The organism is Agrobacterium sp. ST15.13.013 (genome assembly GCF_027956525.1).
Taxonomy (GTDB): domain Bacteria; phylum Pseudomonadota; class Alphaproteobacteria; order Rhizobiales; family Rhizobiaceae; genus Agrobacterium; species Agrobacterium salinitolerans.
Map to the genome: position 1 here is coordinate 80,630 of NZ_JAQKGP010000014.1, position 18,697 is coordinate 99,326.

At 58.4% G+C, this 18,697-nt stretch carries 9 protein-coding genes; 3 read left to right on the forward strand and 6 right to left on the reverse strand.

Translation table 11 applies throughout. The features are described from left to right. The first annotated feature begins 5 nt into the window (after nt 1–5). From PL597_RS15575 to PL597_RS15585, 3 genes are read left to right on the forward strand one after another with little or no spacing between them, the layout of a single operon-like run. A complete protein-coding gene (locus PL597_RS15575) occupies nt 6–929 on the forward strand; it encodes a DUF4007 family protein (protein ID WP_271365647.1) in 924 nt (307 codons plus the stop codon). Next, entirely contained in the window at nt 926–4,234 is a 3,309-nt protein-coding gene (locus PL597_RS15580) for a hypothetical protein (protein ID WP_271365649.1), read from the forward strand. The genes PL597_RS15575 and PL597_RS15580 overlap by 4 nt, the downstream gene beginning before the upstream one ends. Next, entirely contained in the window at nt 4,231–5,070 is an 840-nt protein-coding gene (locus PL597_RS15585; protein ID WP_271365650.1) for a phosphoadenosine phosphosulfate reductase family protein, read from the forward strand. Before PL597_RS15580 ends, PL597_RS15585 begins: the two co-directional genes overlap by 4 nt. Before the next feature lie 13 nt (nt 5,071–5,083). On the opposite strand, the gene PL597_RS15590 is transcribed toward PL597_RS15585, so the two are convergent. The 6 genes from PL597_RS15590 to PL597_RS15615 all read right to left on the reverse strand — a co-directional run bounded on the left by PL597_RS15590 (nt 5,084) and on the right by PL597_RS15615 (nt 18,590). Next, complete coding sequence (locus PL597_RS15590; protein ID WP_271365652.1) at nt 5,084–10,468, reverse strand: FtsK/SpoIIIE domain-containing protein; 5,385 nt, start codon at nt 10,466–10,468, stop codon at nt 5,084–5,086. Between the two features lie 77 nt (nt 10,469–10,545). Beyond that, entirely contained in the window at nt 10,546–12,087 is a 1,542-nt protein-coding gene (locus PL597_RS15595; protein ID WP_271365653.1) for a hypothetical protein, read from the reverse strand. Nucleotides 12,088–12,089: 2 nt separating this feature from the next. Continuing rightward, a complete protein-coding gene (locus PL597_RS15600) occupies nt 12,090–13,859 on the reverse strand; it encodes a hypothetical protein (RefSeq protein WP_271365655.1) in 1,770 nt (589 codons plus the stop codon). A 277-nt stretch (nt 13,860–14,136) separates the two neighbouring features. Then, on the reverse strand, nt 14,137–15,216 hold the full coding sequence (locus tag PL597_RS15605) for a hypothetical protein (protein ID WP_271365657.1): 1,080 nt from the start codon (nt 15,214–15,216) through the stop codon (nt 14,137–14,139). A gap of 27 nt (nt 15,217–15,243) precedes the next feature. Then, the gene (locus PL597_RS15610) at nt 15,244–17,019 is read right to left on the reverse strand and encodes an ATP-binding protein (RefSeq protein ID WP_271365658.1); all 1,776 of its coding nucleotides are present in this window, start codon (nt 17,017–17,019) and stop codon (nt 15,244–15,246) included. Between the two features lie 8 nt (nt 17,020–17,027). Beyond that, entirely contained in the window at nt 17,028–18,590 is a 1,563-nt protein-coding gene (locus tag PL597_RS15615; RefSeq protein WP_271365660.1) for a DEAD/DEAH box helicase, read from the reverse strand. Between the last annotated feature and the right edge of the window lie 107 nt (nt 18,591–18,697).

Genomic DNA, 18,697 nt, shown 5'->3' on the forward strand with positions numbered 1-18,697 from the left:
CCCTTATGGGACGCGCTACGATAAAGATCGATTCGAGAGGGCAGTTTGCAGGGCACGAAACGTTCCCGCTCCGACTGCTATGGTTGAAGAAAGCATTCGATGCAATCGGGGGCGGAGCCGATTCGAGAACATTTCAGGAACAAGATGCAATAACCCGTTTTGGCGTGGGGCGCAATATGGCTGTGTCGATGCGCTATTGGGCGCTCGCTTCGGGCTTTTTCGCCGAGGCTGATCGCATGATTGCACCAACCGCGCTTGGCCACGCCATTCTCGCCGACGACGGTCTCGATCCCTACCTTGAGCAATCATCGACGATTTGGCTCGCACATTGGAATATTGCCAGCACCCCGGCGATGACGACGACTGCCTACTACGCGTTCAATTTGCTCAACGCGATCGAGTTCGATCCGGCCATGTTGCTCGACCAGCTCATGGCTTTGGTCGAGAGCAACGGATGGCGGGCAACGCGCGGAACACTCAAACGCGATATTGAGGTTCTCCTGCGCAGCTATGTGCGACGCGCGGATACTCTCAATGAAGATGCAGCTGAGCCTTTGTTAGCCGAGCTTGCATTGATCCGGGAAGCTCGGCTTGGCGGCTGGTACGAGTTCGTTCGCGGCCCCAAGCCAGGCCTCCATGACGCCGTATTCGCTTACGCCCTTGGTCAGTTCTGGGAACGCTCCGGCGGTTCGACTACATTGACGGTCGAACAGATTTGTTATGGAGCAGGCGCGCCAGGCCGCGTTTTCAAACTCGATGAAGATAGCGTGGTTTCCCGGCTGATGCGGCTCGATGATTTGACCGCAGGTGCTTGGCAATGGGTCGATACAGCCGGTCTTCGCCAGGTCCAGCGCACGTCCGAGTTCGATCCGACGACAGTTCTTTCTCTCGCCTACCCACGATCACCCGACCGTCAGATCGCAGCATGAGCAAGCTTTCCAGTATAGTTTCCATTGATCGCCGTTTTGCGCGATCGGCCAGGCTCGATGCGGACCTGAACGGCACGCCGCCATTGGTTGGATACGTTTTGCAGGCAAGCGTAGCGAAAGCCCTGCGTACTCTTGGTGAGAGCCAGCGGGACCATCATCAAGGCGCGTACACTTGGACCGGTCCTTATGGCGGCGGCAAGTCGAGTGCTGCCTTGCTGCTTGCAAACCTCGTGGCCGGGACGAAGAAGAATCGCAAAATTGCTCGCGATATCGCGGGGGATCCACTTTCGACCCTGTTCAACCAGGCGTTCCCGGAAACCAGCGGCGCCTGGAAAGTCGTCGCCGTAACCGGAAGCCGAACACGCCTTCGCGACGCTATCGTTGAAGCCGCACGCAATACCCTCGGTTGGCCTGAGGATATCGCGTCCCAGTTGGCAGCAAGCGATGATCACCTCATCAAGGCTCTGATCGCTGGCAGCGAAAGCGCATCTAGCGGAACCCTCCTCATTCTCGACGAACTCGGGAAGCTTCTTGAGCATGAGGCACTCGAGGGCGGTGATGTGCATCTGCTTCAGGATCTCGCCGAGCACGCATCGCGCAGCAACGGCCGTTTGGTCGTCATTGGCATTCTCCACCAGTCGTTCGACCAGTACACGGCGCGTGCCGCGCGCGACGCACGCCAGGAATGGCGTAAGGTTCAAGGCCGCTATCAGGACATCGCGTTTCTTTCGGGCGCAGATGAAACGGTTGCACTGCTCGGCCGGGCCATCGCCGCTGAGCGCCCCGATCACGATGCGTCCAGCGCCCGCACTGTTGCTGAGGCGGTCGCCAAACGCCGTCCGACGGACGTTGGCATTTTGGCGCAAGCGCTTGCCGAGACATGGCCTCTTAACCCGGTGAGCGCGCTTCTGCTTGGGCCGATTTCGAGAGCGCGGTTTGCCCAAAACGAGCGAAGCGTATTCGGCTTTTTGAGTTCGGCTGAACCTGCCGGCTTCAAGCAATTTCTGGAGACAACCGATCTTGAAGGCGGGACCTACGACCCCGCGATGCTTTGGGATTATCTCGCCGCCAACTTCGGAATGGCCCTTACTGCGGGGGTGGACGGAAACCGCTTCAGCCTCGCATTCGAAGCGATCGAGCGGGCCGGTGTCAAAGGAACTGGTCTGCACGTCGCCCTGACGAAAGCGGCCGCGATCATAGAGTTTTTCCGCAACGGGTCTGGCGTCGTGCTCGCAGATGACTTTTTGCACGCGTCGGCACCCGGTTTCGCGACAAAGGCGATCAGCGGAGCGATCAAGGATCTCGTCGATTGGGCTATTCTGATCCGGCAACCACGCCTTGGTGGATATGCGCTGTTTGCCGGCAGTGACTTCGATCTTGAGGAAGCCATTGGCCGCGCCATTCAACCGGCGGATTTAGTTGAGCTCGCGGACATTCCGCGCCGGGCCGGCTTGGGCTTCGCCACGGCCAAGCGGCATTACTTCCAGAAAGGAGCGCTCAGGACTTTTGAGATAGCGCTGCAGGTCGTTGGCCCGAACGATACGATCGAATCTTTGACGGGCGGTATTTTAGCCCGTCCGGTTCATGGCAGCGGCCTTTTGCTATTGCTGCTCGGCGACGGTTCGTTGACGACGAAATCAGTGAACCAACTGGCGCAGAAAGCCGCCAAAGCGCTAGCGACTGGGGAGCGAGTGACCGCCGTAGGCGGGGCAAATGACAGCTTTGCCCTTCGGTCAACGGCCGCTGAGTTGTTGGCGGTCGAACGCGTTTTCCGAGAGCACCCGCAGTTGGAGGGCGACCGGATAGCGAGGCGGGAAATTGCCGCGAGACAATCCCACTGCATTGATCAGCTTCATCGAGCGCTCGAGACGGCGTTTGAGAACGCAAGTTGGTATCTGGCGCCACAGCCGAACCAAGCCATTCGCGCACCGCTAACCGTCGTTGCCAGTGCGCTGGCCGACGCTGGTTTCTCCAAGGCGCCGATTATCAAGAGCGAGTTGCTCCAGCGAGACAAACCATCATCGAATTCGATGGCGGCTTTGCGCGAGCTGGCTCATGCGATGGTTAACTCCTATGCAGATGAGCAGCTGGGAATGACCCAGTATCCCGCGGAACTCGGCCTCTATCTTACCCTGCTTCGACCCTTCGGACTGCACAAAGAGATCAGGGCCGGCGTGTTCGGTTTTTCAGAGCCGGACGATAGCCAAGAGGGAGCATCGCTTCGGCCTGCGTGGGAGGTAATCGACCTTGCGGGCGAAAAGCCTCTCGATGCTGTCTATGCGGAGTGGGCGCGGCCGCCCTATGGCATCAAAGCCGGTGTCATGCCGGTGTTGGCGCTTGCCTACATGCTTGCCAAGCGCGAGAGCGTCGCCGTCTATATCGACGGAGTCTATCAAACAGCAATCGATGACGTCGTCGTCGACAAGCTTTTGCAGAAGCCTGGCCTCTTCCGTTTGCGGCGGATCGACCGGTCCGTGCGCGAAACTGCGTTCCTCAGTGGGCTCGCGCAGCTGCTAGGCGTCGACCATCACGGGGCGTCATTGCCCGTCGCCGCCGCTCTCTTCCAGCGTTTTGAAGAGCTGTCACAGTTTGCAAAGCGCACAACCAACCTTGATCCTTTGGCCGTGAAAATCCGCGGGATCGTGATGAAAGCAGACGATCCCGAGCGTCTCTTGTTTGACGATTTTCCGGCTGCTCTCGGTGAAAAGCTTGCTCCGGAGACCGTCTACCATGCCCTTCAAGCGGCTGAAGCGAGCTATCCGGCGCTTCTCGAGGAGTTGCGTCTGGCACTTGCAAAGGCGCTTGGTATCGATGCCACGAGTTTCGCTGGAATTGCGGAGCGCGCATCGGTGCTTAAAGGCCTGACGAACGATTACAATTTCGACGCCTTTGCAGATCGCGTCGCAGCGATGGAGCTTGGGAAAGGCGACATCGAGAGCACAGTTAGCGTTTTGTTGCACCGCCCCGCTCGGAATTGGTCGGACCGAGACCGGCAGGAAGCGCTGACGGAAATTGCGCGATACGGGCGCCGTTTTCGGGAGCTTGAGGCTCTGGCGATCGTGCGAGACCGACGCTCCCAGACCGAGGCCCTTGCACTCGTCGTCGGCCTCGACCCCAAAACGCCGCCGTTGATGCGCAGCTTCGAACTCAGCGAAAGCGAAAAGGTGGCCGCCGCGGGGATCGCTGATCGCTTGGTGGCTTCGCTCAGGTCAGAAAACAATAGTGGACGACTGCAGCTTGCTGCACTGGCGCGTGCTGTCGCGATGATGGCAGCCGATGGCGAAGATGAGGTTGGTAGGCAATGAGTGGGGAACGTCATATCCTCGGTCTCTCGGGCGGGCGCGATAGCGCCGCGCTCGCTGTTTACATGCGGCAGCATCATCCAGAGCTGCCGATCGAGTATTTCTTCACAGACACCGGTAAGGAGCTGCCTGAGGTTTATACCTTCCTGGATAAGCTCGAAGGCTTTCTTGGCCGGCCGATCCGGCGGCTTAACCCCGATCGCGATTTTGATTTCTGGTTGGACGAGTACGGCAATTTTCTGCCCTCGCCCCGCACCCGCTGGTGCACCCGACAGCTGAAGCTCCGGCCCTTGGAGCATTGGCTGCAAAAGGATCTGGAAAGCGGCACAATTGTCCACTCCTACGTTGCCATCCGAGCCGATGAGCCAAGCCGCGAGGGCTATCAAGCCACACACCCCAATATGCTAGTCCATCTTCCGCTTCGTGAAGCAGGCGTCGACCGTACCGGCGTGATCGAGATACTCGAGCAGTCAGACGTTGGTGAGCCGGCCTACTATCAATGGCGGTCGCGGTCCGGCTGCACATTCTGCTTCTACCAGCAAAAGATCGAGTGGGTTCGGCTCGCCGAACATCATCCAGATCGCTTTGCCGAGGCCGTCGATTACGAAAAGACCGCGTTACGAGACGGCTCGCCGTTCACGTGGAGCCAAGGCGAGAGCCTGACAGATCTGATCTCGCCCGAACGGGTCGAACAGATCAAGTCAGACTACGAGAAACGCCGGGAACGACTGCGGCGCGGCCGGCGGATCAATCCGCTATCCGGTAAAACCTCTGAGACGATCGACGACGTCTACGGGCTTGATGAAGCAGCCGCTAGCTGCATCGTCTGCCATAAGTAATCCCCCGGCCGGCTTAGTGAGCCGGACCACAACCGGTGTCACTGGCCCGGATTGCATCCACCGCGGCGTCGATATCGTCATCGGACAGGAAGGGCGCTTGGGCATATATGATTGCTGGCTCACCGCTCAGCCTTGCCGCAAGGTGACCGAGCCCCAAGAGCTGTTCCGCTCCCTTCACGCCAAGGGCTATTTCGGATGTTCCAACGCTCGCAACCTTCAAAATTAATCTGTTGCCGAGATTGTCGCGCAGCTGCATTGGCATGACATTAGCATCGGGTCGCTGCGCCGCGAAGATCAGATGCATGCCCGCCGCGCGCGCCTTAACGCCCAAGCGCGAAACGTTGGCTGTCACGGCAGATTTGTAGTCTTCGGTGAGCATCCATTCCGCAAACTCGTCATGAACTAGGAAGACGTAGGGCAGCCGCTCGGAAAGCTCGACTTTTGAATTGAATGCTCGGATGTCTCGAGCCCCTTTGGAGCGGAACAGCTCATAGCGGCGCTCCATTTCTGTGACGAGGCTCTCCATAACCTCAACCGCCCGCGTCTGGTCGACAATCACCCCGCCCTGCAGATGCGGCAGTCTTTCGATTGCCGCGTAGTCGACACCCATCTTCGGGTCTATGAGGTGAATGTGCGCTAGATCGCTTGAGTTCGTCGCGGCGATATCGAGGAGGAGCGCTTGGATCAGCACGGATTTCCCCGACCCGGTCGCGCCGGCGACGAGCGTGTGCGGCTCATGCTGTTGGCCGCCAGCGAATGGGCCACCAAGGTTGAGATAGAGGATATCGCCATCGAGTTCCTTCAGGCCGAGCACGAAGGACGTGTTCACGCCTGCGGCATTGCGATTGATTTCTCGTCGGCCCCAAACATCCCAAAGCGACACAACCTGTCGCTGCGGCCGCGCGACGCCGACGACGATCTCGCCCGGCAATGGCGAAATCGAGATCAGCCTGAGCCCGTGCGTCGTCAGAAGAGACGATTGTTTCGCTTCGATGTCTTCCACGCGCAGACGATCCGACCCCATGAATCGGATGAGTGCGGCGTTTGGGGTCAGGCGAGTCCCCACGATCTTGGCCTGGAGATTGTAACCGAGCAGTGCTGAGCGCAGCTTTTGTGCCGTGTGGTCCAACCATTCCCGCTCGTCGGCCGAGTTTTCGCGCGCCTTCTGTGCTCGAGCCTCGATGAGGGCGGCAATGCCAATGTCAACGCGGGTGCTGGAAAACTTGTCCGGAGTCGAAGCAATCGCATCGTCGCTAGGCGACGTTTGGGCACCCGGTTGCGTATTTGTCGAAGACGATACTGAAATCGTCGCTTCAGCTTCGCCGTTGCCTTGGGTCGAGACTGGGACCGGGGTGGTTTCCCCGCTCGACAGGCCGCCGCTATCGCCGCTCGTGGCGACCGAACCATTTCCGTTTGTGCCGGGTTCTACGGCCTCAATAACGATTCCACCTTCGGGATCGCCCTCGTCGTCATCCTGATCATAGTCATGGCTGATCGGTTTTTCCATTCCCGCAATCGAATGTTCATCTTTGATGGTCTTCGTCCAGTCAACCCGCGGGGCCGGATGGCGATAACTGACCGATTTCCATGTGTGCTTTTCGCCAAGCTGGGTCCGAAGTTCGGTTAGGCTTTGTTTGGCCTCGTAAGCCTTGATCAGTTTGCGAAGCCCCTCGCGCGTAAAGGTTTCCTGAAGGCCCATCTGGATTTCCGGCAACTCGTCCTGCTCTCCCGGCGAACTGCCGTCAGTCGCTGGGCCGGAAACGAAAATGTGCGAGTAACCGCGCAAATCAATCGGAACCGCACCCCGACGAATGCCGTCACGAACCCGTTCGAGAAGACTTGCATGGCCCAGTGCCGCCGTGCCGTCCAGCAGAAGATCGGAAATCCGGGATAGCCAGAGGTCGCGATCGAGGCGTCCGGGATCGCCAAACAAAGCGTCATCGATACGGGCAACGGTCTGTCGCAGCTGGCTGCGTGACTTGCGGCTCGCCTCGGCCAAACCGGACTGGTCGACGTATTTCGCTTCGGTCACGATCGCCCTGAGCTTCGGAAGACCATCCTCGCCAGTCGAGAGGCTGATGCCGAGGATATCGGCGATCCCCTCTTCCTTTTGCCCGAGCCATTCCGCGTAGTCATCAAGGAGGAACCAAGCAACGGCTGCGCGCTCACCAAGCTCCTCTTCGACCAGCGCCCGGCTCAGTACCAAACCGATCAGTTCGCCGGCCGAGACGCCCCGTTTGGCCGCGCGCAGAACGATGTCGCCCGATATGGCATTGGCGTCTTCGATCATTCTCCGCGCGAGACCTGCAAGGCGGTCATCGTCGAGACCCAAGGAGAGTTCCGCAAGCCGCCGCTTGACCAGCACGTGAAGTATTCGCAGCTCCGACGTTGACGACACGACCATGTTGCGGCCATGCGTCCGCTGGCGACGATACCGGATGACGTTGATCCCTTGAGCAGCAAGCTGCCGCTTGTCGAGAAGATCGTCGTAGGTCGCGACCCACTCCGCCAATTTATGCACCTCGTCGAACATCCCTTTCAGGCCGCCATCCTGGAACGAGATCTGGCGGGCCGGCAGATAGTGTTCGTCCGGACCGTGCGACTGGCGCCGCACGACGTTTGCAACGGCGTCGATATAGGCCCAGCCAGCATCTGGCTGACGCGGGCACGTTAGGTAGCTCGTCGCCTTGAGTTCGTCTTCGGCGGTGACGCGCCGGTACGACCAGCGGGCCGGCACGTGCTCCAGCAAGGATGGATTGTCCGGCAGAGCCGGAACCGGAAACCACTGTTCACGTGCTTGACGGGACACAACGTCGTGCAGGAACGCCACGTCTATCTCGCGTGCTCCGCCCGGCTTTGATCCGCCCGCGACGTCGAGCATGACGCCGATACGCAGCTTCGACATAAAATTCCGCGATGTCTCGCTGACCACAACCGCATCGGGATCGTTTTCCGATCGTTCAAGCAGTTCAGTGTAGACTCCGGACAAGCGTGCCCGGTCGCGATGGCGGACGAGCACATTGCAATGAACTTCTTCCTGGTCCTGCACGGAACTCAGCGCGCTCACAGTTGCGAGCGGCAAGCCGGCCGCATCGCAATTGTAGAGCATGATGCTGAGATTCGACCGCTCATGCGGCTGCAGGTCGAGATAGCGTTCAAGCAGAGCGCGGATCTCTCTTGCGGCCTCGGAGGGATCGACGTCCGTGGTTACCTCAGACGGAGCACGGACCGGCCGCTCGACCAGACTGTAGTCGTTGACGGTGCTTGTTTCCGTGAGCAGCACAGGCTCACTGCCGTCATAGCCGACGGCCACCTCGGGATAGAGCGGATGGCTGAGTTCGTCGCGGAGATCACTGAAAAACAGACGCGAGTCGCCGAAGTTCACATCGACATCCGACAATAGATAGTCGGCCAAGCCTGCCACCGATCGCATTTTGGCCGCGACGCCAGCCAAACGCAGGGGATGCCACGGCGCGACAATCGCGGACGGCGCGCTGCCAAGTACCTCGATCGTCCCGATCCTTAGCACCGGCTCCCAGATATCGCGGCGGTTGAGATCGCCGATAGCAGTCTTGGCCAAGCTGTTCAGCAGGGCGCCGTAGGCATCAGCCTGCGCGACGAGGGTGGCCGAGGCGTATCCAGACGACTGCAGGGATGTAAGGGCGTCCGCGTACAAGGCGGCGAAGTGCTTCCACGCGGCCGCAATATCGTCAGCGCCCGCCTGTGTGATCCGGCCCGCGTCCTTCGCCTCCTTCAAGAGTTTTGGGAAGAGCTTGGCAAGGTCGATGCCGGTGCTCGTGCGCGGAATAAGCGTTCCAGCATCCTGTCCGAAGGCCGGTTGCAGCGTTCCTGTGTCACTGAGAGATACCGATTGGAGGGCGCCCTTTCGACTGACGGAGAGGCGCGCGACGCTGCTGCGTCCAAACGGGCGCTTGATGAGGCGGCCGAGGTCTTTCGGCAGTTCCAGACCGATGGCGGATGGCTGGCCGGTCCACACGAGCTGAACGGTTGCCCGCTCCCGTCCGGCTGTCAGCGCCACATCGAATTTGATCTGCAAGGCACTTCGTGCCGTCGACTCGTTTCGCCGGTATTTTTTTTGCCGCGCTTTTGCGCGATCGAGCAGTTCTTCGTAGCCAAAGAGATGGGGCACGTCCCATTCTACGGCTGCGCCGAGAAGCGCGGGCAAGCCTCTGTAGCGCAGGCCAAAATATAGGCCAACGTCGGCATTAAGGTCGAGCCACTGGTTCCGCGATCGCCTGGCCGACTTGATGCTCAGTTTCCTGGAGCCACCTCCGAGGTTCACCTGGCCAAAGAGACGTTCGATGACGCGCAGCAGGCCTTCAAGGAAATCGGTGCATTCGATCGGGCGACCGAAGACGAAGCGCTCCCACTTGACCCGTAAAGCTTTGTCCTGCGCGAGATCATCTCTGTGCGACTCGAAAAATTCGCGATCGTCCTCACGTGTTTCCTTCAGCGATCGGCCCTTGAGAACGCGGAGATATTGGTTGTCGGCTGGACTCAGTCGGTCGGGAAACGTGAACTCGAAGAAATTGATCGTCTCCTGGGCGAACGAGGTTTTCTTCAGCTTGATTCCGGAAAACAGCTGAAGAACGCTCTCAGCCTCCCATTCGAAGAGGCTGAGCGCCTCTGCTTCTGGGCCCCAACCTGGCGCGGCCTCGATGAAGGCCTCGATGGCAGGATGCACCTCGGCCGGGATATCCTCCCGCACCTCCGCGAACTGCTCTTTCAATTCTTCATTTTCGATGATCTGGCGATTGGGGCGCTGCTTGACCATCAAGGGTTTGCGCTCGCCGACGAGCTTCTCGAACAGCTTCTTCCATCGGCGCGGGACTTCGCGATCACGTTCGCCAAGCCCCAGGAAGTAACCGCTGTCGCGCGGCAGGCGCAACGCCGGCAATGCCCATCCTAGCGCATCCGTGACCGGTACCGCGTCAGTTTCGATCCGGCTACGCGTCATGGCGACGTAGGACGCAATCTGGTGGAGCGTCCAGTCATCGGCCGAGGTCAGCCCCTTCAACGCAGCCATCCAGGTTGCGATCTGGCTCTCGCTTAGACCGAGCCCGATGGCGGCGGCCTCGACCCACGGGCCCGCCTCTTCCGTCAGCTGCTTCGCGCCGATCATGGTCACATCCCCAAGCGAGGCACCTTGGTCTTCATCTGTATTGGCGAAAAGAAGTGCGGGACGGTCGTAGTCGGCGTGCCGGATTGCCACCATCCGCTCGTCCGTCATCACGCTATCCGGAAGTCCGAAGGGCGAAACGAGACTGCGCGGCAGCGCGATGTTCAAAAGCTCGGTGGCTTTCGCATCGGTGAGCAAGGCCTGGGTGATCGCGGCAACCTGCTCGCCGGTCAGACGATCGAGAAGGTAGCGCGCCATGCCATCTTCGGGCGAGAGCGCGTCCAGACGCAAACGGATCGATGTCGCGCCAGCGGCGCCAATGAGATCAGAGGGGTTCACTCGGCTCTCGCTCTCTGGAATGGGTTTTCGACATACGCGCAGCTGTCGGACAGGCGTCTAAGAAGACCGAGGCTTGCCAATCGCTCTTCGAGGCGATGCGCATTGTCCGAAAAGTCTTCCTGATCCGCGGTTCCGGCATCGACAAATGACCGGGCCTGAGCATCCCCGATGACGATCCCGTAGCGCTGATGTAATCGCGCGAGGAAATCTTTGAACTCAAGCCTGTTATCCACACACGCGACGACTAGGGTCTTCAACAACCGGTCCGTTGGCGCATAGCGGACACGCCGGCTCGACCGACGCGACGACAATCCGATCGCCCTCGACCATGTCGCGTGAATTTTGCCCACGTGCTGTTTGTGACGCGTGGTGGCCTTCCCTAGCAGCTCGTCAAGCAGTTGCTTTGGATCACCGACAGTCTCGTCCTCTTCGCCGTCCGGCCATCCAAACTCGCGCTGCATCAGGTCACTGGCTCTCAACACGGGCTCGTCAGATGCAACGGCGGCCGTCCAGGCCGGCGTCTCGGCAATGCGCATGATAAATCGTTCGATGGCCAGCTGCGGCAGCATGTTGTTGTGCTGATAAGAGTCGGCCGACAGATCCCGCACAACGGACTTTCTAGGCGAGACGATTTCGCAAACCAATTCGACAGGAGAACGATCGAGCAGCTCTCTTGCCCGATCAAGTTGATAGAGAAGCAGATTGAGACCAGCAGTGGTCACAAGGTGCGGAATTGCGTCGTGGCCGGGTATGGGTAATTTCAGGATCGAAAGCCAATCTTCCGCCATCCGATCGAAAACAGCATGCCGCGAACACGGCAGATAGGCGCCCCCACGTTCCGCCTTGGCGAGCTGAGTATCCCCTTGGAGCGCTCGCGCCATTGCATCATAGGGTGCTGGTTGATCCAGAAAACGAGACGTCAGCAAGTCGCGAAGCTCGTTAGCGTGCTTGCTCCTGCTTAACATGAGGTAGAGGATCTCGCCTGTACGGGCGAAGAACCGTCGATCGTTCGACACGCTTCCATTGGGCTTGACGTTGACATCTTCAAACAAAGAATATGGCCCAAACGGGAAGACGAATTTGGAGCTCCACCGCTTGTTGCTCGACCCTTCAATGGCTGAGCCTTGTAGGAAGCCCAAAACAGCCGCGAAGTCCTCGAACGTTTCGAAGCGATCGCGGAGATAACTGAAATCGGGCTTGTCGATCCCGCCCGCCGTTTCTGCCATCTTACCAAGCCAAAGCGTCCAAGCCGCGTCATCTGAACCTGCGTCGGCACGAACTGTCATCAGGTGCGGATTGTTGAACACCAAGTTTCGCAGGCGTAGCTGGAGCTGCGGCCTATATGAGAGGCTGTTATAGGTTTCTTCGCTCAGTGCTCGGCCTTCGCGGTGCTCCGACAGGAGCACCGTCAGAAATTCGAGAAATGTCAGCCATGGTGACTGCTCATCATGAAGGCGGTGCCCCCAGATCGCTTCGTCGATCCAATAGGCAGGCCCGGTGCGTTCTTCGAATTGTGTAGGGCGATTGAGAAATTCCATTGTCATACTCGCACGATCACGCGTCGCGGCTGAGCGCGGCCGTCGGAATTGATATCGATAAACCGGAGAACGAGTTCTCCATCTGCCGTCACGTCGTCGCCATCGAGCTTTCGGCGGTTTTCGGTCTCCCGCAGCAGCCGTGCTTTGAAGGCCAGGAGATCTTCGTGGCACTCGAGCGAAAAACTGCTGGGCAGGGCACCTTCTGCGACGCGCCCTAGGAACTCGAACCTAGTCGGTGACAATGCCAGGAACACAGGAGGAATTTCGCCACCGCGCACCAGCTTGACCGAAACTCCGAAGTTTCGGCCAGCTTTGTCCGGGACGAGGCTGACCTCTTCGCCGCTCGCGCGAGGCACGGAGATGATTTCATCGAGCAGCGGACTGCGCTTCGACTGCGAAAAGCTGCCGGACGTCGCGAGCACAAGCTCATCCTGGTTCTGAACCAACATCCCCGTGAAGATACGATTGAGCCCACGAACGATCATGCTGACCGCCTGCCGAGGCGCCGTTTGTCCGGCTGAGATTTTCTGTGCCGTTTCAAGGTACAGGCCCGCGTAACGGAATACACTGAGGTCCCAGAGATCGTATTCATCGATCTTGGACTCCGGCATCGTAAAGAACAGGCGCTGCCGTTGGGCGCGAAGCGCTCCAAGAAATACGGCGCGCTCGTTAGTATCAGCGCCCTCAAGGTAGGTGCGTTGAGCACTGGTAAACGCGGCTGTCGCTCCATAGACAGGATCCGAAACGACAAGTTCATCGTAGTCGGCCTTGTAGGCCGGATCGTCAGCGCCATAGACGAGCAAATTATCAACCCGGTTGCTTGTCTCCGCGCCGATGCCGAATGCGTTGAGCTTACGGAAAAGCTCCGTCTTCTCGGCCCTGCTCGGTTTCAAGTTCTCGCCAAAAATGTTGCGATAGATGCTCGCCAGATCGAGATGTCCGGCGTCCTGCAAACCAGGCACGTCGGCGCATGTCATCAATCCATCCCGGGCGTCGGGATGACCGAGCAGACTGTTGGCGATCAATGCCAAGAGCTGACGCACCGGAAAATGGTTTCCGTTCCGCTCGCTGAGTTCAATGACCGCCGCGAGCCGCTTCTTGAACGGATCCTCTTCGCCGGCACCCATGAGCCGTCGGCGATTTTCGAAGATGGGACAAATAGCGCCGTCGCTGCGCGCGGAGCATCCATCGCACCCCCGCCAACCTTCGTGTTCGGTTATCGCCTCGATGATCGCCGTTATCATCTGAGCCGCCGGAGATCGACTGAGGTCTCTCAGATGGAGACAAATTCCCGCGTCGTTCGTCCCGCCCGTCACCAAGAGATCTTCGACAACCTGCCTGGCCCGTTCGATCTCAGGTGTTTTCGGCGCAGATTTGAATTTCTCGAGGAGCTGCCCGTGATTGGCGGCAAGGAGATATGATGTCGCGGCGGCCGGGTTCGCTGTGTCGGCCGAGAAATCGGCTATAAGGGATGCACTTTCATCGTCGCGCAACTCGCTCAAATCTTTGACGACGACCAGTGAGCGGCCGTCACCCAGAGCCATTCGCTGAACCTTGTCGCCCTGGTTCCAGAGGTTCCCGTCGCCGCCAAGCTGGATCCAGACCTCTCGACAGTGATATGTTTTTCCATCCCCGGCTGTGCCGGTGATGATGTATGATACGGGGGAACGGCCGCGAAAGTTTTCAACAAGCTCGTCGCGAAGTGGCGCGGGAAGCGCTATCGGTCGGATCTTATGGCGCCGGAGCGCGCGCTGGATCGTCTCGTCGTACATGTTGTCATTGGTGGGGATCGGCCCGTAATTCCTAAGAAACCTGACCCAGGTATGTCTAGATGCTGTTTCTGACACGCTCCGCCCCCCGTGACTCTGTAAAGTTGTAGACGAGGTATTGATTCGATCAATGTCCAAAATGCCGTCACAGCACAACTCTTTAAACTGCATGCATAAAGCGTTACCCCCGCAAACAGCTCTCCCGCATTCTCCTCTTACATAACGCCGCCCTCGATTTCGGCACCACTAAAATGCAAGCGGCTAGTCGAATTGAAACAAATCAGAGTGTTTCAAGGAAGCTATCGAGCGACGAGAGGCGAATTGTCCGCGTTTGTCTCGATCCGAGCACTACTCGATGGTCGACCGAAATATGAGCGGACACCGTCTTAACCTTCCGCGGATCTGGAACGGCTGCGTATTTGACCCAAAGTTCCAGTTCATGCGTACCGTCGGGCCAAAGGCCGGTATCAAACCCAGTCCTCTCGATCGATGTAAACAAAACGCGGACTGCCTCGCCCGTCCCGGGGTTCACCGCGAACTCAGCAAATGGGACCGCCCCAAGGCGCAGATCATCGACTGAGCCACCGTCAGCGGGCAGTCTCATTTCTGGCCGGTAAAGCATCTGGCGATCCTTGTGGTGCACCCGCAACAAGAACCATTCGACAACAGCAACGGTAAGCCCGCCATTGATAACTTGCAGCGGCAGGACGATCTCATAGGCCTGGTTCCCGAGACTCATAGGACCCGCAAGTTGCAGGCTGCTCCATAAGATATCGCAATTGGCCGACAGTTTCTGTTCGACGGCGGAAGGATAGGCCATCAATATCCACTCTTGCAGCCAACCGTCAAAAACCTCCCTGGAGACTTTTTCCGCCCTTATTGACCCGTCGATAAGCCGCGCCGACACCAAGCTGACCATTGCCTCGCGCATTGGAAGAGGTATTGGAGGGAACGCTTTCGCTAGAAGATAGCGATCGAGCTTGGTAACGGCTTGATCTATCAGCGCCAGAGTGTCCATCGATGTCGGTGTAGGAACCTCGACCCCATGGAAGGGAGCGTCGTCGAGGACCGCGGCGGCTATTGGCCCTGCAAGCATCAACTGATATCGGTTGGCGGATTTGGATTGGCTTAGTTCGAGACACCACGCTTCGACGGCCGCACGACCGATTTGGTTCTTCGAAGACTTCACCTGTTGGGCAAGGCTGTCGTTCTCAAAGGCCCACAGAATGTCTACCTTATCTCCGGCAATATCAGGCTCGATGGTGACAAACCGCCATTGCGTTGCGCCCGTCTCAAGCGCATTCAGCAAGCAAATAAGCGTCTGCACTGCAAACCCTCGGACAGCGTCTTGACCGCTCATTGGCACGCTCCCTCGGCTTAGAAACCGTCAATCTTCCTCGAGTTCGAAAAAATCCATGGCCATACGGCCCCATTGCAGCCGTATGTCTTCAATCGCAATTCGGGCCTTTTCCGTTGGCGCTTCATCTTCAAGTCGTGCCCACGCAGCGATCAGCGATAAAACCTCTTTAGCATATGCGTTGCTCGGAGCTTCCTCGTCTCTTAGAGCTTCAAAGAGCTTTTCATGAACCGGATGGCGCGTATTGAGCGTTACGAGAATGATCCCTCCGGTTGTCGAGATGTCGAATATTGTCTGACCGGAAACTTCGGCATGACGGAAGCGGAATTTGATTTTCTTGCCGACATAGTCAACCGCGATCTGCTGTGCGACGGTTTCCTCGACACCGTCGTTGACGATTTCCAGCATTAGAGCCTGAGTGCGGGCCTCCGGTGACTCTTTTTCACCGCGGTCGCTTCGGCCAGAGTCACCGATGCGCTCGCGCCGGCGATTGACAGCTTCGGTGGCTGCTTTTTCGGCCTTTGTTTCATCGGATTCACGCCGCTTGGCTGTCCGTTCACCTTCCTTCATCTTGGCGATGCGGGCGCGCATTGCGTCCAGAAGCTTATCAATTTCGCGGCTAATCCGGTACATAGGAAGTCTAGGATCGCGGTCGGCTCTCAGCATGTCACGATATTCGCTTTCGTCCATACCCTCGGCCAAGGCATCGTCGCCCAGATCCATTTTATAGAAGCCGGTCGCGGCCTGCTTATTGTTCGTCACACCGAATACATCGTCGAGCGCAGGCTCGAACTCAACTTCAATGCCCCACCAACGTTCACGCGGATCATACGAATTCTCGAAGCTTCGATTGAGTTCAAGTTCGCGGTCAGCACGGACGACCGAAATGCCTTGGTTCTTCTTTGTATGGCGTCCGATCGGACGGTTCCCGCCCTCCTTCCGCGCCTCTTTCTTAGAAATGGAAGCGCGAATGGTAACCAGATGCTCTTGGCCATTATATCCTACTGTCAAAGGCACCGGCTCACCAAAGAGTTCGAACGCAGCCAGCTGATCAAACGGCGCCGGCGTATTGGTGCCTGTGGTCAGATATAGAGGATCGTTTGGCCGCACGAAGCTCTCGTAACTGGGCTGATATTTGCCAGCGGAAAGTTCATAGGCCGCCAACCGAATTCTCACGGACTTCCTTGTGATGAAACGTCGATAGACCCGACCGGCAATAAATTCGGTATTGCGGAGCAGCGTCGAGCTCTGCTTCCAGGTAATCCGATCTAAGTCACTCCAGACCACCAAAGTGCCGTGCGGCGCGATCTCCCCGGCAATCAGTGTCAACCATTCAGAAGGAATGGCAGATGCCGTAGGATCTGGAACCTCGATCATCCGTCCCTTCTGGATCATGTCGATGTCGAGAAACGAATGGAAGACCTTTCCGTGCTGCCAGCTCCACACATCAACGCGCTTGCACTGGGAAATTGAAGAGTTCGGCAGGCCCATTCCGAATTTACCGATACCTTTCTGGTTCTTCGGGTCGAGTCTGGAGCCATTGCCAAACTGGAGCGCCTTTCTCAGCGTTTCGGTATCCATGCCCGCAGCGTTGTCGTAGACCGCGATGCGAGAAATGCGCTTGCGCATACCATCCGACGGTGCCTCATCGACGCAGATCAGTTCCACCTGCGTCTGGCCTCCCGATTCCTGCCCGGCCTGGATGGCGTTGTCGATCAACTCGGCCAAGGCGTGCGCGCTATCCCGATAACCGGAGCTTCGCATCGCCGTGATTGACAGATTTTGTGGAATGATAGGAAACGGCATAGTTGCTCCTAGATGTTGAGGGCGTCCCAGGTGCCTAGTCCTTGCGCCAGAACCAGATAATCGGGAAGAGGATCACCGACCACGACAATCCTTAAGGGATTTTCGGGGTGGCCCCTACCACTCGCGAGCCGCCCGACCATTTCGTTGATCAAGGCGCTCGACGTGGTAGGGCGCGCAAGAATCGCTGTCGAGACGTCGGGAATCTCGGCACCTGAGACAAAACATTCATGCAGACACAAGACCTTGTCTGAACGCGCGACAAACTTCTGCAATGCGAGTGACCTTTGCTGCGGGGACATCTCACCGGTAATAGCCGCTGCGCGCGCACCGCGAAGGCGAAGCAACCCGGCGAACAACCGGGCATGCTCTGCTGTCGTAGCGTAGAAAACAATCCGCGTTGCCGATGACCTGGCTTCAGCCAGCACGACTTCCAGGAGAGCATGATTGCGTTCTACATCCCGACTTATCTCGTTCATCTCTTCGGTGCTGAGGTCGACGCCCGTCGCCGTCAGCGGGTCTGGACCTGCCGACGGAATTTTCATTACTTCAACAACTATCGGGTCCGCGTCGCCCGCCGCGCGCAACAACGCCACCGGATCATCGGCTTCTATCGAAACACAAGCACCGGAGAATTTGCCCGCCAACGCCTGGAGCGTTGGCCGCGCTTTAATCACACTCGCCGGAGACGCCGAGATGCCAATGACTGAAAACTCGCCTTCCCGCGACATCGAATCGACAATGCCAGCTGCCCTAGGATTGCTGAGTAGCTCAGCATCGCCAAGCACAAGAGCGCGTGTTCGCTGTCCGAGGCTCATTAAGCCGGCCTCGCTATCGAACAGCTTCTCGACATCCGCCACCACGATCCCGTTGTCGATCTTATCGAGATCCGGCGTTGGGTGACGACCATAGACCCGAAACGCCGTAACATTGCGCGAGCCAAGTTGCTGCCACACGGCATGCAATTCGTCGAACACTTCGTCGCACAAGGCCCCTCCTGCCGACATCCAAACTATCAGACGCCCATCCGCCTCGCCTCTGTAAAGATCCAGCACTGCCGTCGCCACCGTACGAAGTTTACCAGCCCCGAAGGGCATGTGGACGAGTGCGGAAGCCGTCGGATCATTGATTAAACGGCGTAGCTTGCGATAGGCATTGACCTGGTGTGCGCGGAGCTGGTGGTCTGCCGTCGCATTTTGAGTAGGCTCGGCAAAAGCGTCACCACCTTCCGCCGCAACATTGAAATAGCGCCGTAACAGGTCAGCGTTGACCCGATCATTGTCGAAGTCGACCCCGGCGAGCGTCGTCGCAGGCGCGTAGGTGGCCACCATCAAAAGCTCGCAGAGATGCTGCCCTTCCTCAGGAGTCAACTTCTCAAAAAGAAGGCTCCTAACGACCGAGTCATCGAGGGCCCCACTCTCGCCAAGTATATGAACAACGAGCTCCGCCAGGCCCGAAGGAACGATGGCTTCGCTGCCAACCCGCGTCAACAACGCCATCGTCGCGTCACCGAGCAGCGCCATCAGCGCGGTTGAATCGCAACGCGCCAGATGCGCCACAAGCTTAGATTCCACTCTGCCCTCGTACACGTCGATCGCCCGTCAGGCTTTCCAAGATTAGACAACGGCCGACAGAGTCATTTCTTGCAACCTAAAGAAGCTTTGGTGATTCTCATAGCTTA

Coding starts and splice junctions, on each gene's coding strand:
- PL597_RS15575 (WP_271365647.1), top strand. CDS start 6: ATGGGACGCGCTACGATAAAGATCGATTCGAGAGGGCAGTTTGCAGGG.
- PL597_RS15580 (WP_271365649.1), top strand. CDS start 926: ATGAGCAAGCTTTCCAGTATAGTTTCCATTGATCGCCGTTTTGCGCGA.
- PL597_RS15585 (WP_271365650.1), top strand. CDS start 4,231: ATGAGTGGGGAACGTCATATCCTCGGTCTCTCGGGCGGGCGCGATAGC.
- PL597_RS15590 (WP_271365652.1), bottom strand. CDS start 10,468: ATGGCGCGCTACCTTCTCGATCGTCTGACCGGCGAGCAGGTTGCCGCG.
- PL597_RS15595 (WP_271365653.1), bottom strand. CDS start 12,087: ATGGAATTTCTCAATCGCCCTACACAATTCGAAGAACGCACCGGGCCT.
- PL597_RS15600 (WP_271365655.1), bottom strand. CDS start 13,859: ATGTACGACGAGACGATCCAGCGCGCGCTCCGGCGCCATAAGATCCGA.
- PL597_RS15605 (WP_271365657.1), bottom strand. CDS start 15,216: ATGAGCGGTCAAGACGCTGTCCGAGGGTTTGCAGTGCAGACGCTTATT.
- PL597_RS15610 (WP_271365658.1), bottom strand. CDS start 17,019: ATGCCGTTTCCTATCATTCCACAAAATCTGTCAATCACGGCGATGCGA.